The following is a 26,692-nucleotide window of genomic DNA, read 5'->3' as shown; positions in this document are numbered from 1 at the left end:
GATGAGTACGTCCGTTCCGTTCACGGTTCCGTCGGTGTCCGGTGAGGTGGCCGACGCCGTCGTCAAGGTGCTCGACTCGGGTTGGATCACGACGGGGCCGCAGACGGCCGCGTTCGAGCAGGAGTTCGCCGATCATCTGGGCGCCGCGCACGTCGTCGCGGTGTCCTCGTGCACGGCCGCGCTGGAGCTGTGCCTGCGGGCGCTGGACCTCCCCCCGGGCTCGGTGGTGCTGACGCCGAGCCTGACGTTCTGCGGCGCGATCAACGCGATCCTGCACGCGGGGCACCGGCCCGTGCTGGTCGACATCGACGAGGACACGCTGGTCCCGAGCCCCGCGACGATCGCGGCGGCGGCCCGCCGCGCCGTTCCCGCGGCGATGGTCGTCCAGAACCAGGGCGGCTACCCGGTGGACGTCGCGGCGCTCGCCGCGGCGGCGGGCCTCGACCGGACGAAGGTCGTCGAGGACGCGGCGCACGGGCCCGGCGCCGGACGCGGCGGCCGGCCGGTCGGATCGGAGTCGTTCGCGGCGTGCTTCTCCTTCTACGCCACCAAGAACATGCCGATCGGCGAGGGCGGCGCGGTGGCGTCGAGCGACGGGGAGTTCGCCGACCGGGTCCGCGCGATGCGGATGCACGGGATGAGCAAGGACTCGTGGAAGCGGTACCTGCCCGGCGGCAGCTGGCGGTACGACGTGAAGACGGTCGGGCTGAAGGCCAACATGACCGACGTCCAGGCGGCGATCGGGCGAGCGCAGCTCGCGGCGCTGCCGGGCTGGCAGCGGGACCGCGCCGCGATCACGGCCCGCTACGACGCGGAGCTCGCGGGCCTGCCCGGTCTCGTCCTGCCGCAGCGCGACCTGGACGGCGTGCAGCACGCCTGGCACCTCTACCAGGTCCGGGTGCCGGACCGGGACGCGGTCAGCGCCGAACTGGAGGCGGCGGGCGTCGCGACGTCCGTGCACTTCATCCCGGCGAACCAGATGACGGCGTACCAGCGGATCCTGGGCAATGAAGAGTGCGCTCAGGTGCCGGTGACCGACCGGGTCGGTGAAGAGTTGCTGTCGCTTCCGCTGTACCCGGGGCTGACGGCCGACGGCGTCGAACGCGTCGTCGCCGCGCTCTCCACGGCGCTGCGGAGCCGGAGCGCGTGAGCACCTCGAGGAAGCTCCGAGTCGCGACGGTGATCACCCGGTTCAACGGGGGCGCCGGCCAGGTCGCGCTGAACGGCGCGCTGGCTCTGCCGGACGGCGGCTACCAGCGCACGATCGTCACCGGCGGCGTCGGCATGGACAGCACGGCCTCCTCCACCGGCGACGGCGTCCTCTACGGGGAGGAGGCCGTCGCGAACGCCGCCGCCGGCGACCTCACCGGGCGGGCGCACGCGGCCGGGATGGAGATCGTCCAGGTGGGGCCGCTGGTACCGCAGGTGTCACCGCGCGACGACCTCGCCGCGCTGAGGACGCTGACCGGCGTCCTGGCGGAGGGACGGTACGACGTCGTCCACACCCACAGCGCGAAGGGCGGCGTGCTCGGACGGATCGCGGCGGCCCGCGCGGGCGTCCCCCGCATCGTCCACACGTGGCACGGGTTCCCGTTCAACGAGTTCCAGTCGCGGGCGCGGCGGCACCTCTACATCCGCCTCGAACAGATCGCGGCGAAGCGCACCGACGCGTTCCTCGCGATCGGGTCGGAGACGGTGACGACGGCGCTGCGGCTCGGGCTGACCACGCCGGAGCGGGTCCGGCTGTCCTGGCCGGCCGTGGACGTGGACGCCTACGCGGCCGCGCCCGGCTCCCGCGCCCAGGCCCGCCGCCGCCTCGGCCTGCCGCTCGGCGTGAAGGTCGTCGGGTCGGTCGGGCGGCTGACGTTCCAGAAGGGACCGGAGATCTTCGCCAGGGCGATCGCCCGGCTCCCGGACGACGTGTTCGGCCTGTGGGTCGGCGGCGGCCCGATGGCGGGCGAGATGGAGAGGCTCACCGCCGGGCTCGGCATCGGCGAGCGGATGCGCTGGCTCGGGCACCGCGGCGACGTCGCCGACGTGCTGCCCGCCTTCGACGTGATGGCGATGGCGAGCCGCTGGGAGGGCCTCCCGTGCGTGCTGGTCGAGGCGATCGGGGCGGGGATCCCGCTGGTCGCGACGGCCGTCCCGTCCAACCAGGACCTCGTGCTCGCCGGGGAGACCGGCGTGCTCGTCCCGCCCGGGGAGCCCGCCGGGCTCGCCGCCGGGGTGTCGGCGCTGCTGAACGACCCGGCCGCCGCCGCGCGGATGGCGGAGCGGGCCCGGGCCAGGGTCGGCGAATGGTTCTCGCCCGGATACCTCGGGACCGTCCTGGACGAGACCTACCGAGGCGACTCCCGCCGGCCATGACCACGGTGATCGAGGCCCCGCCCGCGCCGCCGCCGCTGAAGCGCGGCCCGCGGCCGGCGGCCGCCGTGCTCGTCGCGGGCATCGCCTCGCTGCCGATGCTGATGCCGGCCGGGCTCCCGCCGGGCCCCGGCAACACCGGGCTGCCCGACCTGGCGCTGGTCGGCCTCATCGCGACGACGCTGGTGTGGGCGGGCACCCGCGCGCACCCGGTCCGGTGGCCGTTCCTCGTCCCGACCCTGCTGACGATCATCGCGGGCGGGATCGCCGCCATCGTCAACGAGGCGGGCGCGCTCACCCTGCTCAAGGACATGTTCGTGCTGCTGTGGGCGGTGAGCGTCGCCAACCTCGGCCGCGACCCGGCGCTGCTGAGGGTCGCGCTCCGCGCGTTCGTGTGGATCGGGACGAGCTACGCCGCCGTCATGATCGCCGGTTTCGTGCTGGGCATCGAGGCGCTGTCCGGCAAGCAGGTCGACGGCGAGCGCGCGATGTTCACGTTCGGCGACGCGAACTACGCCTCCAACTGGTTCATCTGCGTCTTCTTCATCGCCCGCGCGACCCGGTATCCAGGGGCCAGGGGGAAGAGGTGGGCGGTCTGCGGGATCCTGCTCGCCGCCGAGATCCTCACCGGCTCCAACGGCGGGCTGCTCGCGCTCTGCGTCGCGGTCCTGCTCGGCCACCTGTTCCGGCTGTTCCGCGAGGGCAGGGCGCACCACGCGCTGGCCGTCGGCCTGTTCGCCGTGTTCGTCGGCGGGGCCGGCGTCGCGGTCGTCACCCAGGTCGACGTCCAGCCGTACCTGGACCAGGCCAGCCAGGCGTCCCCGATCCTGCGCGACTCCATCGGGCGGACGACCGGGGAGAGCACGAACTCGCGCGGCACGGTCCTCAGCACCACCCTCCAGATGATCGACGACCAGACGCACCCGTGGGGCATCGGACCCGGCCAGACCGAGCGGCAGATGCTGGTGCGGCAGGAGACCTACGTCCGGGAGGCGCACAACGACTACGTCGCCGCCGTCCTGGAGCGCGGCTTCCTCGGGGGCGTCGCGCTGGTCGCGCTGGTCTTCGTCCTGCTGCTGAAGTGCGTGCGGATCGCCCGCCGGAACGCCCTGACCGGCGAGTACGCGCGGCTCGTCCCGCGTCCCGAGCTGTTCGGCGCGCTCGTCGCCGTCTTCCTCGTCTCCGGCCTGTTCTACGAGACGCTCCACTACCGCCACGGCTGGGCGATCTTCGGGCTGATCGCCGCGCTCGACCTCTTCGGACGCCGCGGCGACGCACCCGCCCGGCGGCGCCCCCGGCCGCGGGCGAGCACGCCCGCCGTTTCCTCGGCCATGCCCGGTCCCCCGGCGAACCGGAACGGTGCGGCGGTCGCCGTGCCGCCGCCCCGGGCGCCCGAGCCCGAGGGCGGCGGGGGCGGCGGACGAAACGCGCGGCGCAGGTTGCTGGCGCTGGTCGCCGGGAACGTGGCGGGACGGGTCGGCGCGCTCGCCTCGCTCGGCGTGGCGACGATCCTGGTGGCGCGGATCGGCGGGCCCGAGCTCGTCGGCGCGTTCACGCTCGTCCGGATCCTGCCGGGACTGCTGTGCCAGCTGTCCAGCGCCGGGCTGCCGGGCGCGGCGCCGTACTTCCTCGCCCGGAGCGACTACGACCAGAGCCGGGTGCGGCCCACGCTGGCGTGGCTGACCGTGATCGGCGCGACGATCTCCAGTGCGGGCTGGCTGGCCCTCAGCCCGCTGGTCTACCTGGTGTTCTTCAAGTCGTTCGGACCGTGGGTCGCGGTCGCCGCCGCCGCGCCGTCCTTCACGCAGGGCTTCGTCTCGGTCGGCAAGGGCCTGCTGCAGGGGACCGGCGACCAGCCGGGCGCGAGCCTCGCCATCGCCGTCGAGGAGTTCGTGTTCCTGCCGATCTACCTCGTGCTCCTCACCGGCTGGTACGGGCCCGGCGCGCTGATCACCGGTCTGGTGCTCGCCGACGTCGCCGCCGCCGCGTGGATCGCCCGGCGGCTCGCGCGGCGCGGGTTCTTCGCCGGGTGGGGGCGCCCCGACCGGCGGCTCGGCGGCTCCATCGCCGGGTACGGGCTCCGCGGCTACCTCGGCCAGCTCATCGACCTGCTGCAACTGCGGTTCGACATGGCGCTGCTCGGCGCGCTCGCCGGGCCGAAGGTGCTCGGCGTGTACACGGTCGCGAGCAAGTTCGCCGAGCTCGTGCAGCTTCCCGGGCTCGCGGTCAACTACATCCTGTATCCGGACTTCGCCAAGGACGACCGGGACACCGCGGTGCGACGGACGGCCCGCCTGATCCTGCCCGCGCTCGCCGTGTCGGCCCTGACCGCGCTGCCGCTCGCCCTCATCGCCGGGACCGCGCTGCCGTGGATCTTCGGCGACGTGTTCGACGACGCGGTCGTGCCCACCTACATCCGGCTCGCGGGCGTCGTGACGTTCGGGGTCACCGGGCTCGTCATGGCCTGCCTGTACGGGGTCGGGCGGCCGGGCGCCGCGTCCGCCGGGCAGGGCATCGGGCTCGCGGTCGTCGTCGCCCTCGGCGCGGTGCTGATCCCCGCGCACGGCGCGGTCGGCGCCGCGGTCGCCACGTCCGTCTCCTTCGTCGCCACGACGGCGGCGCTGCTCGTCCTGTTCCGGCGCGTCGGGAAGTCCGCGCCCGCGTCCCCCGCACCCGCGTCCCCCGCGCCTGTATCCCCCGCACCCGAAGACAAGGGGTGATCATGTCCGAGTTCGCGAGCCGTCCCGTCGACACGTCCGACGGCGTCCCTCCGTCCACGGCGCGCCGCGTGCTGGACGTCGCCGGAGCGGCCGCCGGGCTGCTGCTCCTCAGCGTCCCGCTGCTGGTCGTCTACCTGCTGGTGCGGCTGTCCAGCCCGGGGCCGGGCGTGTTCCGGCAGACGCGGGTCGGGCAGGGCGGGAGGCCGTTCACCATGTACAAGTTCCGGACGATGCGGCAGGGCGTCGGCGGCCTCGCCGTCACCGCCAACTGCGACCCGCGCCTGACGCGGACCGGGATGATCCTGCGCCGGTGGTCGCTGGACGAGCTGCCGCAGCTGGTGAACGTCCTGCGCGGCCAGATGACGCTCGTCGGGCCGCGCCCGGAGACCTACGACCTCGCCGTCCACTACGACGGTCGGCACCGCTGGATCTTCGACCACCGGCCCGGCCTGACGGGCGTGTCGGAGGTCCGGTTCCGCGACTTCGACGTGCTCGGCCCGGGCGAGGAGGTCGACCTCGCCGGCTACATCGAGCGGATCGTCCCGGCGCGGGTCGCGGTCGACGCCGTCTACCTGCGGGACCCGTCGATGCGGGCCACGTTCGGCGCGCTCTGGGACACCGTCCGGCACCTTCTCGGTTTCACGGTCCCGCCCCTGCGGGTGGACGCCGCCGGGGCCGTGCACGAGACCGCCGCCGAGGAGGCGCGGGACATGCCGGCGCTCGCCGCCGAGGAGCCCGGTTCCGCCGCCTGACCATCGCCTTCGGGGAGTGACGCGGGATGGACGTCCAGGACGCCCGATTCAAGATCGCGGCCGTCGCCACGGCGGTCGTGCTGGCGGCCGGATTCCTCTTCCACCTGCACCGGCGGGCGCCGGACCAGCGGCCGTACCGGGGGCCGTCGGCCACGCCGGGGACGCCCGCCACCGGGCCCGGGCAGACCCGCCGGATCGCGCTGAACACCCGGCCGTCGGACTATCCACGGCTCCGGGAGCTCGGCTACGACCTGGTGGACGTCGAGGCGGACCCGTCGCTCGTCGCCGGGGTCCCCGCCGGGATGCGGGCGCTGCTGTGGGTCGGCAACTTCACCTGCGGCGGCTTCCAGCTCGGCTGGGACGGGTTCCAGCGCGCCGTCCAGCGGTTCGGGCGCGACCCGAAGGTGTACGGGTGGTACCTGTCGGACGAGCCGAACACCGGCGACTGCCCAGAGGTCGCCGGTGAGATCCGCCGCCGCGCCCGCTACATCGAGCGGAACGCGCCCGGGCAGGTCTCGTTCATCTCGCTGACCGACTGGCCGATGGGACCGCTCACGCCGCGGCGCGTCGGCGTCGACCTGGTCGGCCTGGACCCCTACCCCTGCAAGGGCTCCCCGAAGGCCCGCGAGCACTGCGACATCGGGGCGATCGACCGGATGGTCCGGATGGCGGACGCCGCCGGCATCCCGCGTGCCAAGGTCGCGCCCGTGCTGCAGACGTTCGGGCAGGGCTGCACCGAGGGCGACAAGCAGTACTGGCTGCCGACGCGGGCCCAGTTCCGCGCGATCCTCGCGCGCTGGGACCGGCTCGCGCCGCGGCCGCCGCTGGAGATCTCCTACTCCTGGGGGCACCAGGAGAAGTGGGCCTGCCCCACCCTCGCGGACGCCTCCGGCGGCGCCCATCCCGACCTGCAGAGCCTCATGCGGGCGCGCAACACGGCGCGCTGAGAGGCCTGAACGGGCGCGGAGGTCAGTTCCCGCCGGGCTGGTCGGCGACGGCCGGATGCCGCGACTTCGACGGAACCTGGAACTCCAGCGATCCGAGCCTCAGGGCCAGGACCTCCATCACACCGACGGCCAGAATCAACGCGACGGCCACCAGGCCGAGCTTCCTGCGGTTCAACCGCGCACCCCTTTGAAACCCCCGAACGAGCAGGTCAAGAACTTAACATGCAGTGATCTTTCTTCTGTTCCGGAACTGCCCGTTTCTAACCCTTTGTAACGCCTTTGTGATCCTGTGCAGCCCTGCCCCGCCCCCCGCCCCGTCCCCCCCCGCGCCGTCCCCCGCGCCCCCCGAGGCGCCCCCGCGGCGCGGTCAGAGGGCCCGGCTGGTGAGGTTGGCGGCGCGGGCGTTGAGGCACTCGCCGGTGGCGAGGTCGAAGGCAAAGTTGTGGGCCAGGCAGTGGATCTGCCCGTCCCGGACGACCGCCCCGACCGACAGGTCCTCACCGGCGTGCGGGCAGTAGCGCGGGATGTCGTAGCGGGCGCCGGCGTCGGCGACGACGATGCGCTCGCTCTCGTCCCGCCCGGTCTCGTACGCCTCGACGGCGTTCAGCGCCGGCGCGTTCGCGTGCTTGAGCAGCCCGACCAGGTGGTCGTTGTAGACGTCGGGGTCGCGGTAGAGGCTGAGCCGGAACGAGATGAGCAGGTCCTCCCACGCCATCCGGCCCGTCAGCACGCCGTCCAGCCAGCGGGCCGCGGTGGTGATCCGGTAGTGCGGGCGGACGTCCGGTGACGCCTGCGCCACCGTGAGGCCGCCGGGCGAGAAGTCGACGTCCCAGCAGCCGCCGTTCGGACCGGTGACGTCGAACCGGACGATCATCGAGATCCGCCGGAGGAAGTAGTCGCTGAGCCCGCCGAGGCGCGCGAAGTGGGCGGTGAACCGGTCGAACAGGTCCGGGCCCGGCTCGGGGTGCTCCGCCAGCACGCCGGCGATGGCGCCGGCCCGGTCGGCGGCGTACCGCCTGAGGTAGCCGGCCCGGGCGTCGTCGGCGAAGGAGAACTCCGCCGAGACCGGGTCACGGGTGATCTCCCCGGTGTCCAGGTCGACGGCGTCGCCCGGCTTGAAGCACTCCCAGCGCTGCCCCGGCAGATGCTCGCGCAGCCAGCCGGTGGCGACCTCCGGGTCGCAGAACGCGCCGTCCGCCTGGTCGAGCACCCTGTTGAGGTGCTCGACCTCGGCGTCCAGGAAGCACGGCGGCCCGGCGAACGGGGCCGCCAGCACGGGCTCGGTCTGCCGGACGAGCCGCTGCGCCGCGCGCAGCTTGGAGACGCGCTTGGCCGCCGAGACCTCGGCCATCTCGGCGGCGGAGTACTCGTAGCAGATCGGGTGCCAGGACGCCCCGGACGTCTGGAGCGCCATCAGGTCGAGCCGGCCTCCCGCCATGTGCTTGGCCCGGCGGGCCTGCGCGGCGGTGAGCCTGGCGTCGTTGCAGTGCAGGATCGAGCGGCCGTCCGCCACGATCAGAAAGGCGGCGTCATGGCACATGGGCGACAGTTCCGGAATGACGGTGATCCAGGCGCCGCGATTGTCGAGCGTGAATTTCTCCCACGGCCGTATTTCGATTACCTGACGCCCGCCCGCGGCGGCCGTGATGCGTTCCCGGAAGGCGGGTCCGGGATAACACGGAATGAGGATCCGGGTCCGCACGGGAAGGCGCTCGATGACCCACGGGTCGAAATGGTCGAGATGCTCGTGCGAGACCGCCACCCAGTCCGCGTCGAGCAACGGAGCGAGATCCAGATGATCGTTTCTCGGGTACTGGTGCCAGGCGCCGAGAAAGGCCCCGGTTGGAGCGAGCCACGGGTCCGCGAGCAGATGGAACGCGGCCGCGTCCACCGACACCCCCGCATGTCCGATAAATGTGACAGTCGGCATGTCCAGACTGTCGCTCTCCGGCCCCGCCGGCACACCCGCCGGAGTGCGTAAAGCGGCTACGCCGTCAGCATGAAAGCGATATTTGCACGGTCTTGATAGGTCGGTGGAGACGCCCGGAAACAGATCGAGTTTACGCTCTGCCGGGCAATGACCGCTTCTGGACAAAAGGTACATATCGCGGACGATCTACTGGACATCCGCGGGGCCGCCGGGCGATCGTCGGCTGGGGTGCTGGAATAGCGGGCGGTGGTCGTCATGAACAACGGGCGGGCTCGGTCTTCCCGAGCGGACACTGCCGCGGGCGCGCGAGCGCTCGCGGGCACGGGCGTCCGGGAGGGCGTGCGTCACGAACACCGCGACCGGACGGGGGCGTCCGAGCGCGGCGGGCGGCAGCTGTGGCGCAGGCGGCTGCGGCACGACATCCGCCACGAACTCGGCACGATCATCATGCTGGCCTCGGCCGTCGCCGTCGCGGACGACATCGGCGAGACCAGCCGGGCCCGCATCGACCAGCTGCTCGGCGAGACCCGTTGGCTCGACCACCTGCTGCGCCGGCTCGACGAGGACGACGACCGCCCGGCGCCCGCCCCCGAGCGGATCCGGGTGGACGACCTCACCGCCGAGGTCGTCACCGGGATGCGGCTCGTCACCCCGCACGAGTTACGCCTCACCACCGGGGAGGCGTGGGCGCACATGGATCCGGTGTCGTTATGGCGCGCGGTGCGGAACGTCCTGGAGAACGCGTGCCGCGTCGCGGAGGGACGCGTGGACGTGCACGTCGAGGCCGCGCAGGGCCGGCTCGTCATCCAGGTCGACGACGACGGCCCGGGGTTCGGCGCGGGCCTGGGGGCACCGGCGGGGCGAGGACCGGCCCGGCCCGGCCTGGCGTCCTTGGGGCTCGGCATCGTGCACGACCTCATCTCCGGGTACGGCGGGAGCCTGGAGATCCGTACCAGCGAGATGGGCGGCGCGCGCGTCCGCATGCTGCTGCCCGCGGCGCCGCCCCCGGAGGACCGCGCGGCCGGCGCCCTCGCCGACGCCTGCTCCGACGACTGGCGGCCCTACCCATGAGGATGGTGATCTGCGACGACCACGCGGTCTTCGCCGAGTCGCTGTCCCTGGTGCTGGCGAACGCCGGGCACAGCGTCGTGGACGTGACCTACTCCCCCGCCGAGGCGCTGCCCGTGCTCCGGGCGGGGCGGCCCGACCTGTGCCTCATCGACCTGCACTTCCCGTCCGGCACCGCGCTCGAATGGATGCCGCGGCTGCGCGGCTCGTCCCCGCGGACGAGGTTCGTGGTGCTGACCGGCTTCCTGGAGCGGCCCGTGCTGGAGGCGGGCCTCGCGGCCGGCGTCCGCGGGTTCGCGCACAAGGGGCAGCAGGCCGGCGACATCCTCGCCGTGCTGCGCCGCGTCGCGGACGACGAGATCGTCGTCGACCAGGAGATCCGCCGCGGTGACACCCGGGGACGAGACCAGGCGCGCAGGTTCGCCCGGTTCCTCACGCCCCGGGAACGCGAGGTGCTGACCCGGCTGGCGCGCGGCGAGTCCACGCAGACGCTCGCCCGGGCGATGGGGGTGACGCGCAGCACGGCGCGCAGCCACGTCCAGAGCGTGCTCAGCAAGCTGGGGGTGCACTCGCAGCGCGAGGCGGTGATCGAGGCCGCCCGGCACGGTCTGGTCAGCGTGGAGACCGGAGAGTGGCTCGCGGGATAGCCGCCGCGTGTTTCGGCGGGATTCTCGGCGGGGACGGCCGAACCTGGCCCTTCAACGGGCGACCGTGACGCGTTAGCGTCTGCCTGGTAGAGGAGGTTCCCATGCCTCAACGGCGAGGCACGCCGCCCATCTCCGACACGGGGGTTCTCGACTGCCCGGACGCCTACGCGCGCGGGGTCCCCCACGACAGGCTCGAACGGCTCCGGACGCGGACGCCGGTGGTGTGGCTGGACGGGCGCACGGCGGGACGGCCGGGCGCCTGGGCCGTGCTGCGCCACCGCGACGTCCGGTACGCGCTCGCGCATCCCGAGCTGTTCTCCCCGCAGGTGGACGGCGTCGTGCACGGGCCGCTGAGCGCGGACGAGCCGCCGGGCGAGGCCGCGCTGATCGACATGGATCCTCCGGTGGAGGCGATGCTCGCGCGGATCCCGCCGCGGGAGAAGGTCGACTTCGTCCGCGACGTCGCCCGCGACCTTCCCGAGACGCTGCGCAACACCCTCGCCGGCGGCCTGCACGCGCTGCTGCGCCACCCCGCCGAGTACGCCCGGCTCCGCGAGGGGCGGTGGGACGAGCGGCTCCTCGACAGCGCGGTCGAGGAGATGCTGCGCTGGTGGACGCCGGTCCTGAACGTCCGGCGCACGGTGCAGCGCGACACGGTCGTGGCCGACGTGCCGCTGCTCGCGGGCGAGGAGGTCATGCTGTGGCTGGTCTCCGCGAACCACGATGACGGGGTCTTCACCGAGCCGGGGCGCTTCGTCCCCGACCGGTTCCTGGGGGACGCCCCGCCCCATCTGTGCTTCGGGTTCGGCCACCGCGCCTGCCTGGGCGCGCGGCTCGCGCGGGTGCACCTGCGCGCGCTGCTCACCGCACTGCTCCAGCGGCCCGGCCTGCCGCGGCCCGCGGGCGAGCCGGTGATGCTGCGGTCGAGCGCCCGGCACGGGTTCGCGCGCCTTCCCGTCCGCTGGACGCGCTGAACTTTTTCCGCCCCTCGGTCGTAGTAGATGCGTGGGACTCACGAGCGCGGGGACGCTGAGCCTGCTCTTCCTGCTGGCCTTCGGCTGCATGGCCGCGACCGTGCGCGCCTGGCCGCGTGCCGCGGCGCCCGGACCGCGCGCCGTGGGAGCCCGCGCGCTGATGCTGCTGGGCTGCCAGTTATCCGTCCTGCTCGCGCTGGTCACGGCCCTGAACGCGCACTACCTGTTCTACGGGTCGTGGACGGACCTGCTGAGCGCCGCCGGCGGAGGCGCCCAGGCGCACCGGCCGGCCGGAGGGAACGCGGCCGCCGCGACGAGGGTCGTCCGGACGGTGCAGGCGGGCCTGGACCCCGGACCGCGCGCCGAGCACGTCCCGGCGAAGGACGGCCAGGTCGAGCGCCTCGACATCCGCGGCGTCCGGACGGGTCTGTCGTCGCAGGCGTACGTGTACCTGCCGCCGCAGTACTTCCAGCGCGCCCACGCCGCCCGCCGCTTCCCGGTGGTGATCCTGCTGGCCGGGTACCCGGCGGCCGACCGGCTCGTGTGGATCCACCAGGGGCACGTCCCCGAGGACGCGGCGCGGGCGCAGGCGCGGGGGCGGATCCAGCCGATGATCTACGTGATGATGCGGCCGACCGTGGTGCGGGGCTGGGACACCGAGTGCGCCGACGTGCCCGGCGGGCCCCAGGTCGAGACGTTCTTCGCCCAGGACGTCCCCGAGGCGGTCGCCGAGACCTACCGGGTGCCGCGCGGCCGGGACGGATGGGCGCTCGCCGGGTACTCCACCGGCGGGTTCTGCGCCGCGAAGCTGGCGATGCTGCATTCCGACCGGTTCTCCGCCGCCGTCAGCATGGCCGGGCACTTCGACGCGCTGATGGATCCGACGACCCGCGACCTGTACGGCGGGAGCCGGGCCGTGCGGATGGGCGACGACCTGGTCTGGCGGCTGCGGCACCTTCCCGCGCCGCCGGTGTCGATCCTGGTGGCGTCGGCGGACGCGGGCGAGAAGACGTTCCCGTCGGCGCAGCGGTTCATGAGAGCGGCGCGCCCTCCGCTGGTCGTGGACAAGGTGCTGCTGCGCAGCGGCGGCCACAACTTCAAGACGTTCCGCAAGTACATCCCGCCGTCCATCCGGTGGCTGAGCGCGCGGCTGCGGGGCGAGTGACATGGAACCGGTGAGCTGACATGGAGCCGGTGAGCTGACATGGAACCAGTAAGCGCCGCCCTCATCGGCCCGGTGTGCCTGCTGGCGCTGGGCTGCGCGGTCGCGACCGTCGTCCTGTGGCGGCGGCTCGCGGGAACGGGCGTCCGGGCCGTGCTGGCGCGCTCCGGGCTCCTGGTGGCCGCGCAGGCCGCGCTCACCGCGTCGGTCGTGCTGCTGGCCAACCGGTACTTCGTGTTCTACGCGACGTGGAGCGACCTGCTCGGCAACGATCCCGCGCACCTCCAGGTCCAGCACGTCCAGCCGCAGCGCGCGGCGGGACGGCTCGTGGAGCGCACCGAGACCGGGCTCGTCCCTGGACGGGCGGGCCACAGGCCGGACCCCGCCAAGGACGGACGGGTCGACCGCCTGACGATCCACGGCGCACGCAGCGGCATGGACGCCGAAGCGTACGTCTACCTCCCGCCGCGCTACTTCCAGCGGGCCGAGCGGCTGCCCGTGGTCGTCCTCATGGGCGGCGGCGCTCCCACGGACTGGCTGCGGGACGCCGACCTGCCCAGAGCCGCCGGGAGAACGCAGCCGATGGTGTACGCGATGGTGCGGCTCCACGGCCCCGCCGACTGCATGGACGTTCCGGGACGGCACGCCACACTCGGCGCGACCTACCTCACGCAGGACCTTCCAGAGGCCCTGGCGTCGCAGTACCGGGTGACGGAGGCCCGCGAGGGATGGGCCGTGGCGGGGACGGGCGACGGCGGGTGGTGCGCGGCGCGGCTCGCGATGCTGCGCTCCGACCGGTTCGCCGCCGCCGCGAGCCTCGGCGGCGGGTTCGGTGCGCCGGACGGCGACCTCTACGGCGGCAGCGAGCGCTACCGCCTCGGCAACGATCTGCTGTGGCGGCTCCAGAACGTCCCGCCGCCCCCGGTGGCGGTTCTGGTCACGGCAGGGAAAGGCGACGAGCAGGCCCGGCGGTTCGCCGCGCTGGCGCGCCCGCCGATGCGCGTCGAGACGTCCCTGGTGGACGGCTCCCCCGCGTCCGCATCAGAAATACCGCCCGCCCTGGCGTGGCTGGGGGCCCGGCTCCGGATACCTCCCGCGGAGTAGGCGCGGTGACTCCCCGGGGGCGACGTGGCGCCGCGGGCCCATGACTTAACGTGCAGGAATGAGCTCTTCGCCGCCGCGTTGGCCGCGGCCCGCCGCGTGGCCGGTGTGGATCGTCCCGCTGCTGGTCGCGGTCATCCAGGTGGGCGGCTCGCTGGGGGCGCAGAGCGACCGGTCGTCGGGAGGGCGGCCCGGGGGCCCGCCCTGGGAGCACGGGAGCGACTCGCTCGGGCACACGGACCTGGACGGGCTCGGCTTCGCGCTGCTCCTCGCCGGGCCCGTCCTGCTGCTGTTCCGGCGCCGGTACCCGGTGTTCACGGTGTGCTCCACCGCGGCGGTGACCGCCCTGTACTTCCTGCGCGCCTACACCTACGGCCCGGCGCCGCTGGCGCTGGTCGTCGCGATGATGGCCGCCGTCTTCGCCGGTCACCGGCTGCTGGTCTGGGCGGGGACGGGCCTCGGCCTCGCCGCGTTCTTCGGGCTCACCGCGCTGATCGGCGTCCCGGCCGCCGAGCGCGGCCAGCGCGGCCCGTTCCCGGTGGAGGAGCCGACGCTCGGCGGGTCGGCCTTCGTGGTCGGCTGGGCGCTGGTGGTGCTGGTCACCGCGGAGCTGATCCGGATGCGCGCGCAGCGCGCCGCCGAGAGCGCCCGCACGCGCGCCGAGGAGGAGCGCCGCCAGGCCAGCGAGGAGCGGCTGCGGATGGCCCGCGAGCTGCACGACGTCCTCGCGCACAACATCTCGATGATCAACGTGCAGGCGGGCGTGGCGCTGCACCTGCTGGACGAGAACCCCGAGCAGGCCCGGACGGCGCTCGCCGCCATCAAGGACGCCAGCAAGGAGGCGCTCACCGAGATGCGCGGGGTGATCGGCGCGCTGCGGGCGCAGGGCGAGACCGCGCCCCGCGCCCCGACCGCCGGACTGGACGGGCTGGAGGACCTGCTGGCGCGGGCGCGGTCCGCGGGGCTGGAGGTCGAGACCGAGATCACCGGGGAGCGGCGGCCGCTGCCCGCCGGGGCCGACCTGGCCGCGTTCCGGATCGTGCAGGAGTCGCTGACCAACGTGACCCGCCATGCCGGCCCCGGCCCGGTGACGGCGCGGGTCCGCATCGCCTACGGTGAGCACGAGATCGTGGTGGAGGTCGAGGACGACGGCCGGGGCGCGTCCCCGCTGGACGACCGGCCGGGCGGCAGCGGGATCCGCGGCATGCGCGAGCGGGCCGCGGCGCTCGGCGGCGCGTTCGACGCCGGTCCCCGGCCGGGCGGCGGGTTCGCCGTGCGGGCGCGGCTGCCGCTGGACGCCGGCCCGGGCGCCGGGACGGCCGGGCCGCAGGAGGGTGCGCGATGATCAAGGTGGTGCTGGCCGACGACCAGGTTCTGGTGCGGGCCGGGTTCCGGGCGCTGCTGGACGCGCAGCCGGGCATCGAGGTCGCCGGGGAGGCCGGCGACGGCGAGGAGGCGGTGGCGCAGGCCCGCCGGCTGCGTCCCGACGTCATCCTGATGGACATCCGCATGCCCGGCCTGGACGGCCTGGAGGCGACCCGGCGGATCGCCTCCGACGAGCGGCTGGACGGCGTGCGCATCGTGATCCTCACCACGTTCGAGCTCGACGAGTACGTGTTCGAGGCGCTGCGCGGCGGGGCGAGCGGGTTCCTGGTCAAGGACACCGAGCCGGTGGAGCTGATCCACGCCGTCCGCGCCGTCGCGGACGGGGACGCGCTGCTGTCGCCCGGCGTCACCCGGCGGCTGATCGCCGAGTTCGCCGCGCGGGCGAAGGAGCCCGCGCCCTCGCCGCGCCTGAACGCGCTCACCGACCGGGAGCGGGAGGTCATGGCGCTGGTCGGCGAGGGACTGTCGAACGAGGAGATCGCGGCCCGGCTCGTGGTGAGCCCCGCCACGGCGAAAACGCACGTCAGCCGCACGATGGTGAAGCTCGGGGCGCGGGACCGGGCGCAGCTCGTGGTGTTCGCCTACGAGTCGGGGCTGGTCAAACCGGGCTGGCTGCCCTAGAAATTTTACTCTGCGGGGATTCACTGTCGTCGCCCGCAGGACCATGACAGGGTGGACGGCGCAGGCCGCCACCGACGTGAGGGAGTCCGGTGCCGCACGACGCGAGGATTCTGGCCGTCGACGACCGCGAGGAGAACCTCACCGCCCTCGCGGCCGTGCTTGACGCGCTGCCGGTCGAGGTCGTGCCGGTCACCTCCGGCCAGGCCGCCCTGAAGGAGCTGCTGAACGACGACTTCGCGCTGATCCTGCTCGATGTCGTGATGCCGGACATGGACGGGTTCGAGACGGCCGAGCACATCAAGGCCCGGCCGCGCACCCGGGACGTCCCGATCATCTTCCTCACCGCGGGCGGCAACACCGGCGAGCAGGCGTTCCGCGGCTACGCCGCGGGCGCGGTCGACTACCTCACCAAGCCGTTCGACCCGTGGCTGCTGCGCGCGAAGGTGTCGGTGTTCGTGGAGCTCCACCGGCGCAACCAGCAGCTCCAGCAGCAGGCCCGGCTGCTGCGCCAGACGCGGGAGGAGGGCGAGGGCGGCGCCGCCCCGGCGGGATGCGACCGGCTGCTGGCGGCCCTCGACCAGCGGGTCGCGCGCATCGAGGCCGACGTCGCCCGGCTGCGGGCCGGCGAGCCCGCCGACGAGCTGGACGCCCATGTCGCCGATCTGAGGACGGCGCTCGACACCCTGGCCGCGGGCGGCTGAACCTCTCCGCATCCCCTGCGGGGACGGGGTTCCCGCATCCATCAGTGACTACTTACTGTAGCCGTTCCGCGCTTCGCGGCCGCCCGGCCCGGACGGCACCGCAAGAACATGATCTTGCAGGTCAGCGAACCGGAATCTTTTACCTTTGAGGTTCCTTGTCCGGTTTGTCGCAAGTAAGTACTTGAGGGTAACTTGCACTCTGCGTCACACCAGTGACCAGCGTCACCGCGGTCCCCCCGGACCACGAACCCCCCGGAGGCCCCATGTCCCCCTCGTCCGACGCCGCGCTCGGCCGCGTCCGCTGGAAGCGGTTCGCCGCCATCGCCGCCCCCGCCGCGATCGGCGCGGGCGCCCTGGTCTTCATGACCGCGCAGGGCGCGATCGCCTCCTCCTTCGCCGTCTCCGGCGGCAGCTTCAAGGTCAGCGCCGACTCGCTGAGCGGGCAGGGCTTCGTCCAGTACGGCGGGGTCGACGCGAGCAAGGACGGCGCCAAGCACCCCGTGCAGGTCTCCGCCATCAGGTCCGCGCAGATCCGCGACATGTGCCAGTCGGTGAAGGTCGGCCCGTTCACCCTGCGGCTCACCGCGGGCACCGGCGCCAAGCCCGTCGAGGCGAGCGACCTCGTCCTGGACGTGGAGCAGCTCAACGCCGACGCCACGTTCTCCAACATCGAGATCGGCCGGGACGCCAGCACGCTGGACAAGGGCCCCGGCGGCGCGCAGGGCCCGGCGGGCATGTTCGGGCAGCAGGCGTCCTCGATCGAGCTCCGCAACGTCAAGCAGGTCGCGTGGGCGACCACCGCCGGCACCTTCAAGCTGAACGACCTCAGCATGAAGCTCGGCGCCGAGTGCTTCTGAGGCCATGACCTTCACCGACCCATCCGCCTCCCGCGCGCCGCACGGGTTCCGCCGCTGGCGGCGGACACGCCCCTTCTGGGGAGGCGTGTTCGCCGTCCTCGGCGGCGTCGAGCTGGTCGCGATCCCGCTGGCCCCGATGCCGCTCGTCGTCCACCAGGGCCTGGCCGGGGTGGCGAGCTGGCTCATCGGCGCGCTGCTCGTCACCGCGGGCGCGCTGATGTGGCTGCAGCCCGCCCAGCGCAGCTTCTACGGCATCCTCGCGGTCCTGCTGTCGCTGGCGTCGTTCCTCACGTCCAACTTCGGCGGGTTCCTCGTCGGGATGCTCCTGGGCCTCCTCGGCGGCGCGCTCGGCTTCGCCTGGTCGCCCGCACCCGACGGGCCCCGGCCGGACGCGGCGCCGCGGGACGGCCGCCACGGGGCGCACGCGGCGCCGCGCGGCGGGCGGCTCACGGCCCTGGCGATCCCCGCCCTCCTGGGGTTCCACCTGCTCGCCCCCACGCCCTCCCCGTCGCCGTCCGCCGCCTCGACGCCCGCCCCCTCGGCGACGCCGTCCGCGCAGCCCGGCACCGCCGCGGCGGCGGCACCCACCGCCACGCCCACGCCCACGCCCTCCGCCACGCCCAGCGCCACGCCCTCACCCAGCGCCACGCCCACCCCGACGGCGACGCCCGGCCCGGCCAAGGACGCGGGCACCGGGCCGCGCGTCTACACCGACGCCGGGACGCTGCGCGCCGACTCGCTGACGATGTCGGGGCTCAGCTACGACGGCGTCGCGTCCCTCCCCTCGGCGGGCGGGACGGTGAAGGCGCTGAAGTTCAGCATGTCCAAGGCCGTCCTGAAGAACGTCGACCAGACGGCCGCGCACGGCGGCGCCACCGCGCGGACCCGGACCGGCGGTCTCACGCTCACCGGCGACGTCGTCATGTACACGACGAAGATGTCGGCCAAGCTGCTCGGCCTCCCGGTGACCTTCACCCCGGCGGCCCCGCCGCCGCTGACCCTGCCCTACATGGTGATGACGGACGTGGTCTCCGAGCAGCCCTCCGTCACCGCAGGCGGAGCGCAGATCAGCGGCCTCGCCGCCGGCTGACCGGGCGCGCCGCCCAGCGCGCCGCTCCCCACCTTGCCGCGCAGGATGAACGCGCCCAGCAGCACCGCCGCCACGACGAGGACGACCGCGACCGTGACGAACAGCACCGTCCTGCGGCGCTCCCGGCCACCGGCCGGCCGGTCGTGGACGGGCGGCGGCGGGGGCTGCTGCCAGTTCGCGTACTGCTGCGGCTGCTCCCAGGGCGGAGGCGTCTGCGGCGGAAGGCTCGGATGCGGCTGCCGCACGGACGGGTGCTGCACGGGCTGCACGGACGGGTGCTGGGACGGGGGCGGCGGCACCCACTCGCTCTCCAGCACCGTGCGCGGCTCCGGATCCGGCCGGGGAGGGGACGGCGCGGGGGCCGGCGCGAGAGACGGCGGAGGGCGGTGCGAGGCGCCGCGGTCCTGGAACCGGCCCGGGTCGCGGCGGGTCACCGGTTCGGGCTCGTCGCGGGCGCCGGGGTCGCTGCGGGCGCCCGTCCCCACGTCGCGGCGCGTGACCGGGTCGAGGTCCTCGGGGTCGAGGACGGTCCTCGAAGCGGCCTCGGGCAGGTAGCGGACGGACGGCTCGTCCGCCAGCGTCTCGTTCGGGAGCAGCGGCGCGGGAGGCCGCGGCGGGGACGGCTGCGGCATCGCCGCGACCTGCGTGAGCAGCGGCAGCGCCTGCACCGCCGTCATCCGGCCGACCGGCTCGCGCGCGAGCAGCCCCTCCAGCACCCGGCCGAGCGGCCCCGCGTTCCGCGCGGGCGGCACGGGCTCGGTCAGCGCGGCCTGCAGCGACGACATCGCGTCGGACCGCTCGTAGGGGGAACGGCCCTCCACGGCCGCGTACAGCGTCGCGCCGAGCGCCCAGAGGTCGGAGGCGGGGACGGCGCGCTCGCCCTGGACCCGCTCCGGCGCGATGTAGGCGGGCGACCCCATCACCAGGCCCGTCTGGGTGAGGGTCGAGTCGCCCTCCATCTGCGCGATGCCGAAGTCGGTGAGCACGGCCCGCCCCGCGTCGGTGACCAGCACGTTGCTCGGCTTGACGTCGCGGTGCAGGATGCCCTTCTGGTGGGCGTGCTGGAGCGCGCCGAGCATCTGCAGCCCGATGTCGGCGACGCGGCGGTGCTCCAGCGTGCCGCGCTCGATGATGTCCTGCAGCGACGGGGCGAGGACCAGCTCCATCACGATCCAGGGCCGGTCCGACTCCTCGACGACGTCGTGGACCGTCACCACCCCGGAGTGGTTCAGCCGCGCCGACGCGCGGGCCTCGCGGAACGTCCGCTCGTACAGGACGGCGCGCTCGGCCTCGCTCAGCCCGGGCGGAAGCACGACCTCCTTCACCGCGACCTCGCGGTCCAGCATGGTGTCGACGGCCCGCCACACGGTGCCCATGCCGCCTCGGCCGACCACTGAGTCGAGCCGGTAGCGGTTACCGAGCAGACGTGCCTGTGCCATCTCTAGAAGGTCCCCCCACTGGTCATCCCACCCCGGAGGGCTGGAACGTGTCGAGCACATTGTTCACGAGTGTCATGTTCTCGATCCAGTGGGAGGTGGGTACCGCCACCACGACGGCGTAGGGCTGACCGTTCACCATCACGCCACGGTCCTTAGCGCGCGTGCTGCCCGAGCGGGACCAGGTGAACTCGATGTCGGCCGCGGGGTGCCCGGCGACGGTCGTGCGGGTGATCTGTCCGATGCGCTGGAAGTCCTTGAGCTTGCCGTCGGCGATCGCCTCCTGCTCCCAGGTGACCCAGTGCTCGTAGGGGTCGCCGGTCCACACCGTCCGGTCGACCTGCACATAGGCGCTGGACGCGGGGTCGGTCCAGACGACGCTGTTGCCCTGCACCGAGCGCCGCCAACCGCGCGGGACAGCGATCGTGTAGCCGGGCCCGCGCGCGGGGACGAGCCCTGCAGGGATCTGCCGCTCGCTCGAACTCGGCTTGGGCGCGGGGTCGCCCGAGGGCGTCGTCGGCTTCGTCTGCCCGGTCGGCGTCGTGTGCCCGGCGGCCTGCGGCGGCGGCGACGTCTTCGGATCGCCGCCCGAGGAGCCCTCCGGCCAGAGGGCGAACCCGGCGACGGCGAGGACCGCCACCGCCACGACGACGCCGGCGAGGACCGGCAGGACCGGGGACTTCTTCCGCGGAGACGCCGGCGTGTGCGCCTGCGTCCACTGCGTGCCCGTTCCGGGCGGGTAGTGCTCCGTCGACTCGGGCGGGACGGGCACCTGGACGGAAGCCTGCGTGTACGCGGACGACTGCGCCGGAGAGGTCGACCCGCCGGACGGGAGCGTCGCGGTCCAGGTGGCCCCGGCGGCCGCGGCCGCGGCCTCGTTCGCGGCGATCTGCGCGGCGGCCGCGTCCGCGGCGTGCCCGGAGGCGACCGCCCTGAGCGCCGCCTCGGCCCGGTCCCCGGTCATCCGCCGCACCGGGTCGCGCTCCAGCAGCCCGGTGAGGACGGGCGCCAGCGGCCCCGCGTTCTTCGGCGGCGGGACGTCCTGCGTCATCACGGCGGCGAGGACCGCCATCGCGTCGCTGCGGTGGTGCGGCGCCCTGCCCTCCGACGCCGCGTACAGGGTGGCGCCGAGCGCCCACAGGTCGGACGCGGGGATCGCCGGGTCGCCGTTCACCCGCTCCGGCGACATGTACGCGGGCGACCCCATGATGAGCCCGGTGCCGGTGAGGGTGGCGTCGCCCGCCACCTGCGCGATGCCGAAGTCGGTGAGCACGGCCCGGTCGTCGCCGGTGACCAGCACGTTCGCCGGCTTGACGTCGCGGTGCAGGACGCCGATCGCGTGCGCCGCCCGCAGCGCGCCCGCGATCTGCGCGCCGATGGCCGCGACCCGGCCGGGCGGCAGCGGGCCGTCCTCCTCCACGACCTCCTGCAGGGAGCGGGCGCGCACCAGCTCCATGACGATCCACGGCCGGCCGTCCTCGTCCACGACGTCGTGTACGGTCACGACGCCCGGATGGTTCAGCCTGGCCGAGGCGCGGGCCTCGCGCAGCGTCCGGCGGTGCCGGTTCTCGCGCTCCTCGTCGCTCAGGCCGGCGGGCAGCACGACCTCCTTGACCGCGACCTCGCGATCGAGGGTCTCGTCGGTGGCGCGCCACACGGTGCCCATGCCGCCGCGCCCGACGACCGATTCGAGCCGGTACCGACCGGCCAGCAGCCGCCCGTCCATCAGGCGTCCGCGGGCTTGAAGGACCGGTAGACCGGCTGGAGCTCGGAGTACGTCTCGTCCCAGTCGCCGGCGGGGGCCCGCAGCAGGATCGCGTAGCCGTGCCCCTTCGTCACGAACCCGCGGTTGAGGATGTGCACCCGGCCTCCGTCGCCGTCGTAGGTGAACTCCCAGTCCGCTGACTTGTCGCCGTTCCCGGTGTCGGGCACCGGGGGGTGGTCCCCGGTCGCCGCGATCTTGAGCTTCTTGTAGCCGGGCCAGCCGGAGCCACCCCGCTCCTGCCGCCGCCAGTCGTCGATGGCGCTCGGGCCGGGGTCATCGGTCTGGTCGATCTGGATGTAGGTCTTGCGGCCGGGCGCGTAGAAGAAGTCGCCGCCGTTCTTGCGCTCGGGTCCCTTCCACTCCTCCGGGACCTGGACGGAGTAGCCGCTGCTGTCCTTGTGCGTCCTGAACCCGGCGGGGACGGCCGGGCTCGGGGTCTTGGACTTGACCGGGGAGGACGAGGACGCCTTTCCCGTGGCCGGCGGCGTCGACGCGCTCTTCTTCGCGCCCTTCCCGTCGTCGCCGTCGCCGCCGCTGCTGGCCAGCGCGATCCCCGCGACGACCAGGATGACCAGCAGCACCACCCCCGCGATGATCAGCACGTTGCGGTTGGAGGCGAGCGCGGGACGCCCGGCGGACGGGTGGTGGGTGGTCGGCGGGAAATGGGTGTCGGGCCCGGGCTCGGGCCCCCCGCTCGGAACCGTGACCCGCCCGGCGGGCTGGGTGCCGGGGCCGGGCCGCCACGAGCGGACCCGGTCGGGGTCGGGCGCGGTCTCGGCGGGGTTCGCGGACTCGCGCGCGCTCGGCTTCCCCATCGGGAGGTCGAAGCTGGTCAGCTGGTCGGGGCGAGCGCCCGCGTCCGCCGGGCGCGGCGCCTCCTCGGGGGCCTCCGGCATGGTCGTCTGCGTGCCCGGAGACTCCTCGACCGGGTACTCGACGGCCATCGTCCGCTGGGTGTCGACGGTCTCCTGCCGGACGATCTCGTCCAGCATCCGGCCGGCCTCGATCGCGTCCATCCGCTGGTCGGGGTTCTTGCGCAGCAGGCCCTCGATGACCGGGACGAGCCGGCCGCCCTTCTCCGGCGGGTCGGGCTCGTCGGAGATCACCGCGACCAGCGCGGCCATCGGCTCGGGACGCTCGAAAGGCGACTTGCCGTGCAGCATCGCGTACAGGGTGACGCCCAGCGACCACAGGTCGGAGGCCGGCCCGGCGACGCGGCCGCGGGCCCGCTCCGGCGCGATATAGGCGGGCGAGCCCATGACGAGCCCGGTCTGGGTGAGGGTGGCGTCGCCCGAGGCGGTCGCGATGCCGAAGTCGGTGAGCACGGCGCGCTCGCCCATCCGCCCCGTGCCGGTGATCAGCACGTTGCTCGGCTTGACGTCGCGGTGCAGCACCCCGGCCTCGTGGGCGGCGTGCAGCGCGGCGAGCATCTGCCGGGCGATCTCCGCGGCGCGGCGGGCCTCCATCGGCCCCTCCGCCTTGATCACCTGGTCCAGGGAGCGCGCCCTGATGAGCTCCATGATGATCCAGGGGCGGTCGTCCTCCTCGACGACGTCGTAGACGGCGACGACGCCGGGGTGGCTGAGCCGGGCCGCGGTGCGGGCCTCACGGAACGTGCGCTTGTGGTGCACGGCGCGTTCCTCATCGGTGAGACCATGCGGGAGGATGACCTCCTTCACCGCAACGTCACGACCGAGGACCTCATCGTGCGCCTGCCAGACCGTCCCCATGCCGCCTCGGCCGACCTGGGTCACCAGGCGGTAGCGGCGGGCGAGCAACCGCTCACCGGTGGGTTCATTTGGCATATCCGCGACCATATCGACTTTTGCTGACAACCTTGGACTGAGAGTGCAAGCCACATCCCCCTACCCGTACGACGCCCGAGATCACCACGCGGTTCGCCGCCGTACGGGAACACGGGGGCAAGGGCGTGATCGACGTGCGACCCGGTAGAAAGGGGACCATGACCGAGCAGGGCCAGCAGCGCGGCCTGCGGGGCGAGTGGGGGCGGCTGATCCAGGCCGCGCCGACGATCTTCTTCTGGTACACCCGACTCTCCGGGATCCTGTCGCTGCTCGCATGGGTCTCCTATGGTCTCATCCTTGAGATAGCCGATATCTGGGCGTTGCGATGGATCGGTTATCTCGGCTGGTTCCCGAGCGTCCCGATCGGCCTGCTGTGGATCCTGTTGTCGATGGGCGTCCGGCGGCGCAAGAAGGCCGCGTGGCGGATCCTCGTCCTGATCTTCTGCCTCCCCACCGCGCTCGGCGTCACCGCCGTCCTGACGACCCTGTTCAACCCGGACAGGCCCACCCCCGTCGGCCTGATCGTCACCGCCGCCGTGTACCTGGCGGTGCTCGGCCTGCTGATCTCCGCGCGCGGCCAGTTCACCACCCTGCCCGACCGGGGCAACCGCCGCCTGGCCACCGTCGTGTTCACCAGCCTCCTGGTCGTGACCTGCGGGATCGGGACGTTCCTGGTCACCGTGACCGACCGCAACTCCCGCGGCGACTTCTGGACGCACCCGCTCTACGCGATCTCCCAGACCGTCCTCGGGCCGCGCGTCACCGGCAAGCCGATCGACGTGTCGGTGCCGTTCTGGGTGGACGTGATCCTGTGGGTGCTCGGCACCGGACTGCTGATCGCCACGTTCTGGGCGCTGTTCCGGCCGGGGCGGCGCGACCCCGTCCTCAGCCCCCCGGAGGAGCTCGCAGCGCGCGCGCTGCTCGCCGAGTACGGCGACCAGGACTCCCTCGGCTACTTCGCGCTGCGCCGCGACAAGGACGTCATCGTCGCGCCGAACGGTAAGGCGGCCATCGCCTACCGGGTGGAGGGTTCGGTCTCGCTGGCCAGCGGCGACCCGCTCGGCGACCCCGAGTCGTGGGACCAGGCGATCGAGGCGTGGCTCGGCGAGTGCCGCGCGCACGCCTGGATCCCCGGCGCCGTCAGCGTCGGGGAGCGCGCCGCCCGCATCTACAAGCGGCACGGCTTCGACGCGCTGGAACTCGGCGACGAGGCCGTCGTCGACCTCACCGACTTCAACCTGGACGGACGGGAGATGCGGCAGGTCCGCCAGGCCGTCCGGCGCGTCGAACGGGCCGGGTACACCGTGCGGATCCGCCGCCACTCGCAGATCCCCGGCTGGGAGATGGCCAAGCTCATCCGCAGCGCCGACGCCTGGCGCGGCGAGGAGACCGAGCGCGGCTTCTCCATGGCGCTCGGCCGGCTCGGCGACCCCACCGACGGGCGCTGCGTCATGGTCGAGGCGTTCGACGCGCACGGCGAGCTGCGCGGCCTGCTCAGCTTCGTCCCGTGGGGGCGGGCCGGGCTGTCGCTGGACCTGATGCGCCGCGACCGCCTCGCCGAGAACGGCCTCAACGAGTACATGGTCGCCAAGCTCGCCGAGAAGGCCGCCGCCGTCGGCGCCCAGCAGCTGTCGCTGAACTTCGCGATGCTGCGCTCGGCGTTCGAGCGCGGCTCCCAGATCGGCGCGGGCCCCGTCGCCCGGCTCTACTACCGGTTCCTGTCGTTCGCGTCGAAGTTCTGGCAGCTGGAGTCGCTGTACCTGTCGAACGCCAAGTACATGCCCGAGTGGCGTCCCCGCTTCATCTGCTACGAGCACGGGCGGCACCTCGTCCGGCTGGGCCTCGCCTACGCCCGCGCCGAGGGGTTCCTGCCGAGCCTGAACCGCCCCAAGCTGGACCGGGCCGCCGCGATGGTCCCCTCCGACGACCTCGTCGACAGGATCAGGGAGATCGAGGAGGCCGCGGAGGCGGCCCGTGCCCCGCAGCGCCGGCTGTCGGAGCAGGAGCGGGTCCGGCACGCCAAGCTCGACCAGATCCGCGCCGCCGGGATGGAGCCGTACGCGCTCGGCTGCGAGCGCACCGACGTCGCCTCCGGCATCCGGGAGCGGCACGCCGGCCTCGCCCCCGACACCCGCACCGGCGACACCGTCGCGATCGCGGGGCGCGTCGTCCTCGCCCGCGAGCACGGCCGGCTGATCTTCGTCACGCTGCGGGACGAGACCGGCGACCTCCAGATCATGCTGACCGCCGACGCCCTCGGCGAGGACTCGCTGCGCCGCTGGAAGTCGCTCCTCGACCTCGGCGACCAGGTCGGTGTCCGGGGCGAGGTCGTGACGTCCCGGCGCGGGGAGCTGTCGGTCCTCGCGTCCTCGTGGACGCTCGCCTCCAAGTGCCTGCGCCCGCTGCCGAACAAGAGCTCCGGGCTGGCGGACCCGGAGGCCCGCGTCCGGCAGCGGTACGTGGACTTCATCGTCAACGACGACTCCCGCCGGATGCTGCGGATGCGCGGCGACGCCGTCGCCGCCGTCCGGGACGGCCTGCGCGCCCGCGGCTACCTGGAGGTCGAGACGCCGATGCTCCAGCCGGTGCACGGCGGCGCCACCGCCCGCCCGTTCACCACCCGCATCAACGCCTACAACATGCAGCTCTACCTGCGGATCGCGCCCGAGCTGTACCTCAAGCGCCTCCTCGTCGGCGGCGCCGGCCGCGTCTTCGAGCTGAACCGCAGCTTCCGCAACGAGGGCGTCTCACCGCGGCACAACCCCGAGTTCACGATGCTGGAGGCCTACGAGCCCTACGGCGACTACGACACGATGGCCGAGCTGACCCGCTCCCTCGTCGTGGACGCCGCCCGCGCCGCCCTCGGCACCACGGTCGTCGTCCGGGGCGGCGTCGAGTACGACCTCGCCGAGCCGTGGCAGGAGATCACCGTCTACGAGTCGGTGTCCAAGGCGCTCGGCGAGGAGATCACCCCCGGCACCTCACCCGAACGGGTCCACGCGTTCGCCGAGCGGGCGGGTCTGAACGCCGACCCGCAGTGGGGGCAGGGCAAGGTCGTCCAGGAGCTGTTCGAGGCGCTCGTCGAGGAGAAGCTGGCGGCGCCGACATTCGTCCGGGACTACCCGGCCGAGACGTCCCCGCTGACCCGCCCCCACCGCGACGACCCGCGGCTGGCCGAGAAGTGGGACCTCATCATCTTCGGCCTCGAACTCGGCACCGCCTACTCCGAGCTGATCGACCCGATCCTCCAGCGGCAGCGGCTGACCGAGCAGTCGCTGCAGGCCGCGGGCGGCGACCCGGAGGCCATGGAGCTCGACGAGGACTTCCTGCGCGCCCTGGAGTACGCGATGCCGCCCGCCGGGGGCA

21 protein-coding genes are annotated in these 26,692 nt (G+C 73.7%); 16 read left to right on the top strand and 5 right to left on the bottom strand.

Going from position 1 to position 26,692, the window contains the following annotated elements; translation table 11 throughout:
- Position 1 precedes the first annotated feature (1 nt).
- The 5 genes from AB0C84_RS16230 to AB0C84_RS16210 are packed head-to-tail and all read left to right on the top strand — an operon-like array spanning position 2 to position 6,783.
- Positions 2-1,150: a DegT/DnrJ/EryC1/StrS aminotransferase family protein gene (locus AB0C84_RS16230; RefSeq protein ID WP_361066334.1), complete on the top strand. Its 1,149-nt coding sequence runs from the start codon at positions 2-4 to the stop codon at positions 1,148-1,150.
- Complete coding sequence (locus tag AB0C84_RS16225) at positions 1,147-2,367, top strand: glycosyltransferase (protein ID WP_361066331.1); 1,221 nt, start codon at positions 1,147-1,149, stop codon at positions 2,365-2,367. Before AB0C84_RS16230 ends, AB0C84_RS16225 begins: the two co-directional genes overlap by 4 nt.
- Positions 2,364-5,084, top strand: coding sequence for a lipopolysaccharide biosynthesis protein (locus AB0C84_RS16220; protein WP_361066328.1), 2,721 nt, complete (start codon positions 2,364-2,366; stop codon positions 5,082-5,084). The genes AB0C84_RS16225 and AB0C84_RS16220 overlap by 4 nt, the downstream gene beginning before the upstream one ends.
- 2 nt (positions 5,085-5,086) lie before the next feature.
- On the top strand, positions 5,087-5,836 hold the full coding sequence (locus tag AB0C84_RS16215; protein WP_361066325.1) for a sugar transferase: 750 nt from the start codon (positions 5,087-5,089) through the stop codon (positions 5,834-5,836).
- Positions 5,837-5,862: 26 nt separating this feature from the next.
- Entirely contained in the window at positions 5,863-6,783 is a 921-nt protein-coding gene (locus tag AB0C84_RS16210) for a hypothetical protein (RefSeq protein WP_361066322.1), read from the top strand.
- A gap of 22 nt (positions 6,784-6,805) precedes the next feature.
- Here the strand turns inward: AB0C84_RS16210 and AB0C84_RS16205 are convergent, their stop codons facing one another.
- Together AB0C84_RS16205 and AB0C84_RS16200 are read right to left on the bottom strand one after the other, a co-directional pair.
- Positions 6,806-6,958, bottom strand: a complete 153-nt coding sequence (locus tag AB0C84_RS16205) for a hypothetical protein (protein ID WP_179278664.1) — start codon at positions 6,956-6,958, stop codon at positions 6,806-6,808.
- Positions 6,959-7,150: 192 nt separating this feature from the next.
- Positions 7,151-8,713, bottom strand: a complete 1,563-nt coding sequence (locus AB0C84_RS16200) for a Rieske 2Fe-2S domain-containing protein (RefSeq protein WP_361066317.1) — start codon at positions 8,711-8,713, stop codon at positions 7,151-7,153.
- A 339-nt stretch (positions 8,714-9,052) separates the two neighbouring features.
- Here AB0C84_RS16200 and AB0C84_RS16195 point away from each other — a divergent pair, with 339 nt between their 5' ends.
- The 10 genes from AB0C84_RS16195 (at position 9,053) to AB0C84_RS16150 (ending at position 18,320) form a co-directional block, all read left to right on the top strand.
- Positions 9,053-9,784, top strand: coding sequence for an ATP-binding protein (locus AB0C84_RS16195; RefSeq protein WP_361066314.1), 732 nt, complete (start codon positions 9,053-9,055; stop codon positions 9,782-9,784).
- Positions 9,781-10,428 carry a response regulator transcription factor gene (locus tag AB0C84_RS16190; protein ID WP_361066311.1) on the top strand — a complete coding sequence of 216 codons (648 nt, stop codon included), beginning with the start codon at positions 9,781-9,783 and terminating at the stop codon, positions 10,426-10,428. The genes AB0C84_RS16195 and AB0C84_RS16190 overlap by 4 nt, the downstream gene beginning before the upstream one ends.
- 101 nt (positions 10,429-10,529) lie before the next feature.
- Entirely contained in the window at positions 10,530-11,402 is an 873-nt protein-coding gene (locus tag AB0C84_RS16185; RefSeq protein WP_361066307.1) for a cytochrome P450, read from the top strand.
- Positions 11,403-11,433: 31 nt separating this feature from the next.
- Positions 11,434-12,567 carry an alpha/beta hydrolase-fold protein gene (locus AB0C84_RS16180; RefSeq protein ID WP_258942076.1) on the top strand — a complete coding sequence of 378 codons (1,134 nt, stop codon included), beginning with the start codon at positions 11,434-11,436 and terminating at the stop codon, positions 12,565-12,567.
- 39 nt (positions 12,568-12,606) lie between these two features.
- Positions 12,607-13,668 carry an alpha/beta hydrolase-fold protein gene (locus AB0C84_RS16175; RefSeq protein ID WP_361066304.1) on the top strand — a complete coding sequence of 354 codons (1,062 nt, stop codon included), beginning with the start codon at positions 12,607-12,609 and terminating at the stop codon, positions 13,666-13,668.
- Between the two features lie 58 nt (positions 13,669-13,726).
- Positions 13,727-15,010 carry a sensor histidine kinase gene (locus AB0C84_RS16170; RefSeq protein WP_361066301.1) on the top strand — a complete coding sequence of 428 codons (1,284 nt, stop codon included), beginning with the start codon at positions 13,727-13,729 and terminating at the stop codon, positions 15,008-15,010.
- Positions 15,007-15,672, top strand: a complete 666-nt coding sequence (locus AB0C84_RS16165; RefSeq protein ID WP_179846279.1) for a response regulator transcription factor — start codon at positions 15,007-15,009, stop codon at positions 15,670-15,672. Before AB0C84_RS16170 ends, AB0C84_RS16165 begins: the two co-directional genes overlap by 4 nt.
- Positions 15,673-15,761: 89 nt before the next feature.
- Positions 15,762-16,373, top strand: coding sequence for a response regulator (locus AB0C84_RS16160; protein WP_179846278.1), 612 nt, complete (start codon positions 15,762-15,764; stop codon positions 16,371-16,373).
- 263 nt (positions 16,374-16,636) lie between these two features.
- Positions 16,637-17,230, top strand: a complete 594-nt coding sequence (locus tag AB0C84_RS16155; protein ID WP_179846277.1) for a DUF6230 family protein — start codon at positions 16,637-16,639, stop codon at positions 17,228-17,230.
- A gap of 4 nt (positions 17,231-17,234) precedes the next feature.
- Positions 17,235-18,320, top strand: a complete 1,086-nt coding sequence (locus AB0C84_RS16150) for a DUF6114 domain-containing protein (RefSeq protein ID WP_361066296.1) — start codon at positions 17,235-17,237, stop codon at positions 18,318-18,320.
- On the opposite strand, the gene AB0C84_RS16145 is transcribed toward AB0C84_RS16150, so the two are convergent.
- The 3 genes from AB0C84_RS16145 to AB0C84_RS16135 are packed head-to-tail and all read right to left on the bottom strand — an operon-like array spanning position 18,236 to position 23,326.
- Positions 18,236-19,759: a serine/threonine-protein kinase gene (locus AB0C84_RS16145; protein ID WP_361066293.1), complete on the bottom strand. Its 1,524-nt coding sequence runs from the start codon at positions 19,757-19,759 to the stop codon at positions 18,236-18,238. The two genes, AB0C84_RS16150 and AB0C84_RS16145, sit on opposite strands and share 85 nt — an antisense overlap.
- 22 nt (positions 19,760-19,781) lie before the next feature.
- Positions 19,782-21,482 carry a protein kinase gene (locus AB0C84_RS16140; protein WP_361066290.1) on the bottom strand — a complete coding sequence of 567 codons (1,701 nt, stop codon included), beginning with the start codon at positions 21,480-21,482 and terminating at the stop codon, positions 19,782-19,784.
- Positions 21,482-23,326 carry a protein kinase gene (locus tag AB0C84_RS16135; RefSeq protein WP_361066287.1) on the bottom strand — a complete coding sequence of 615 codons (1,845 nt, stop codon included), beginning with the start codon at positions 23,324-23,326 and terminating at the stop codon, positions 21,482-21,484. The genes AB0C84_RS16140 and AB0C84_RS16135 overlap by 1 nt, the downstream gene beginning before the upstream one ends.
- Positions 23,327-23,484: 158 nt before the next feature.
- Here AB0C84_RS16135 and lysX point away from each other — a divergent pair.
- On the top strand, positions 23,485-26,692 hold a 3,208-nt coding region (gene lysX, locus AB0C84_RS16130), incomplete at its 3' end, for a bifunctional lysylphosphatidylglycerol synthetase/lysine--tRNA ligase LysX (protein WP_361066284.1).

Origin of the sequence: Actinomadura sp. NPDC048955 (genome assembly GCF_040649435.1) — a bacterium.
Lineage (GTDB): Bacteria > Actinomycetota > Actinomycetes > Streptosporangiales > Streptosporangiaceae > Spirillospora > Spirillospora luteofluorescens.
The sequence above is the reverse complement of the archived record's forward strand: the minus strand, read 5'-3'. Positions and strand labels throughout refer to the sequence as shown.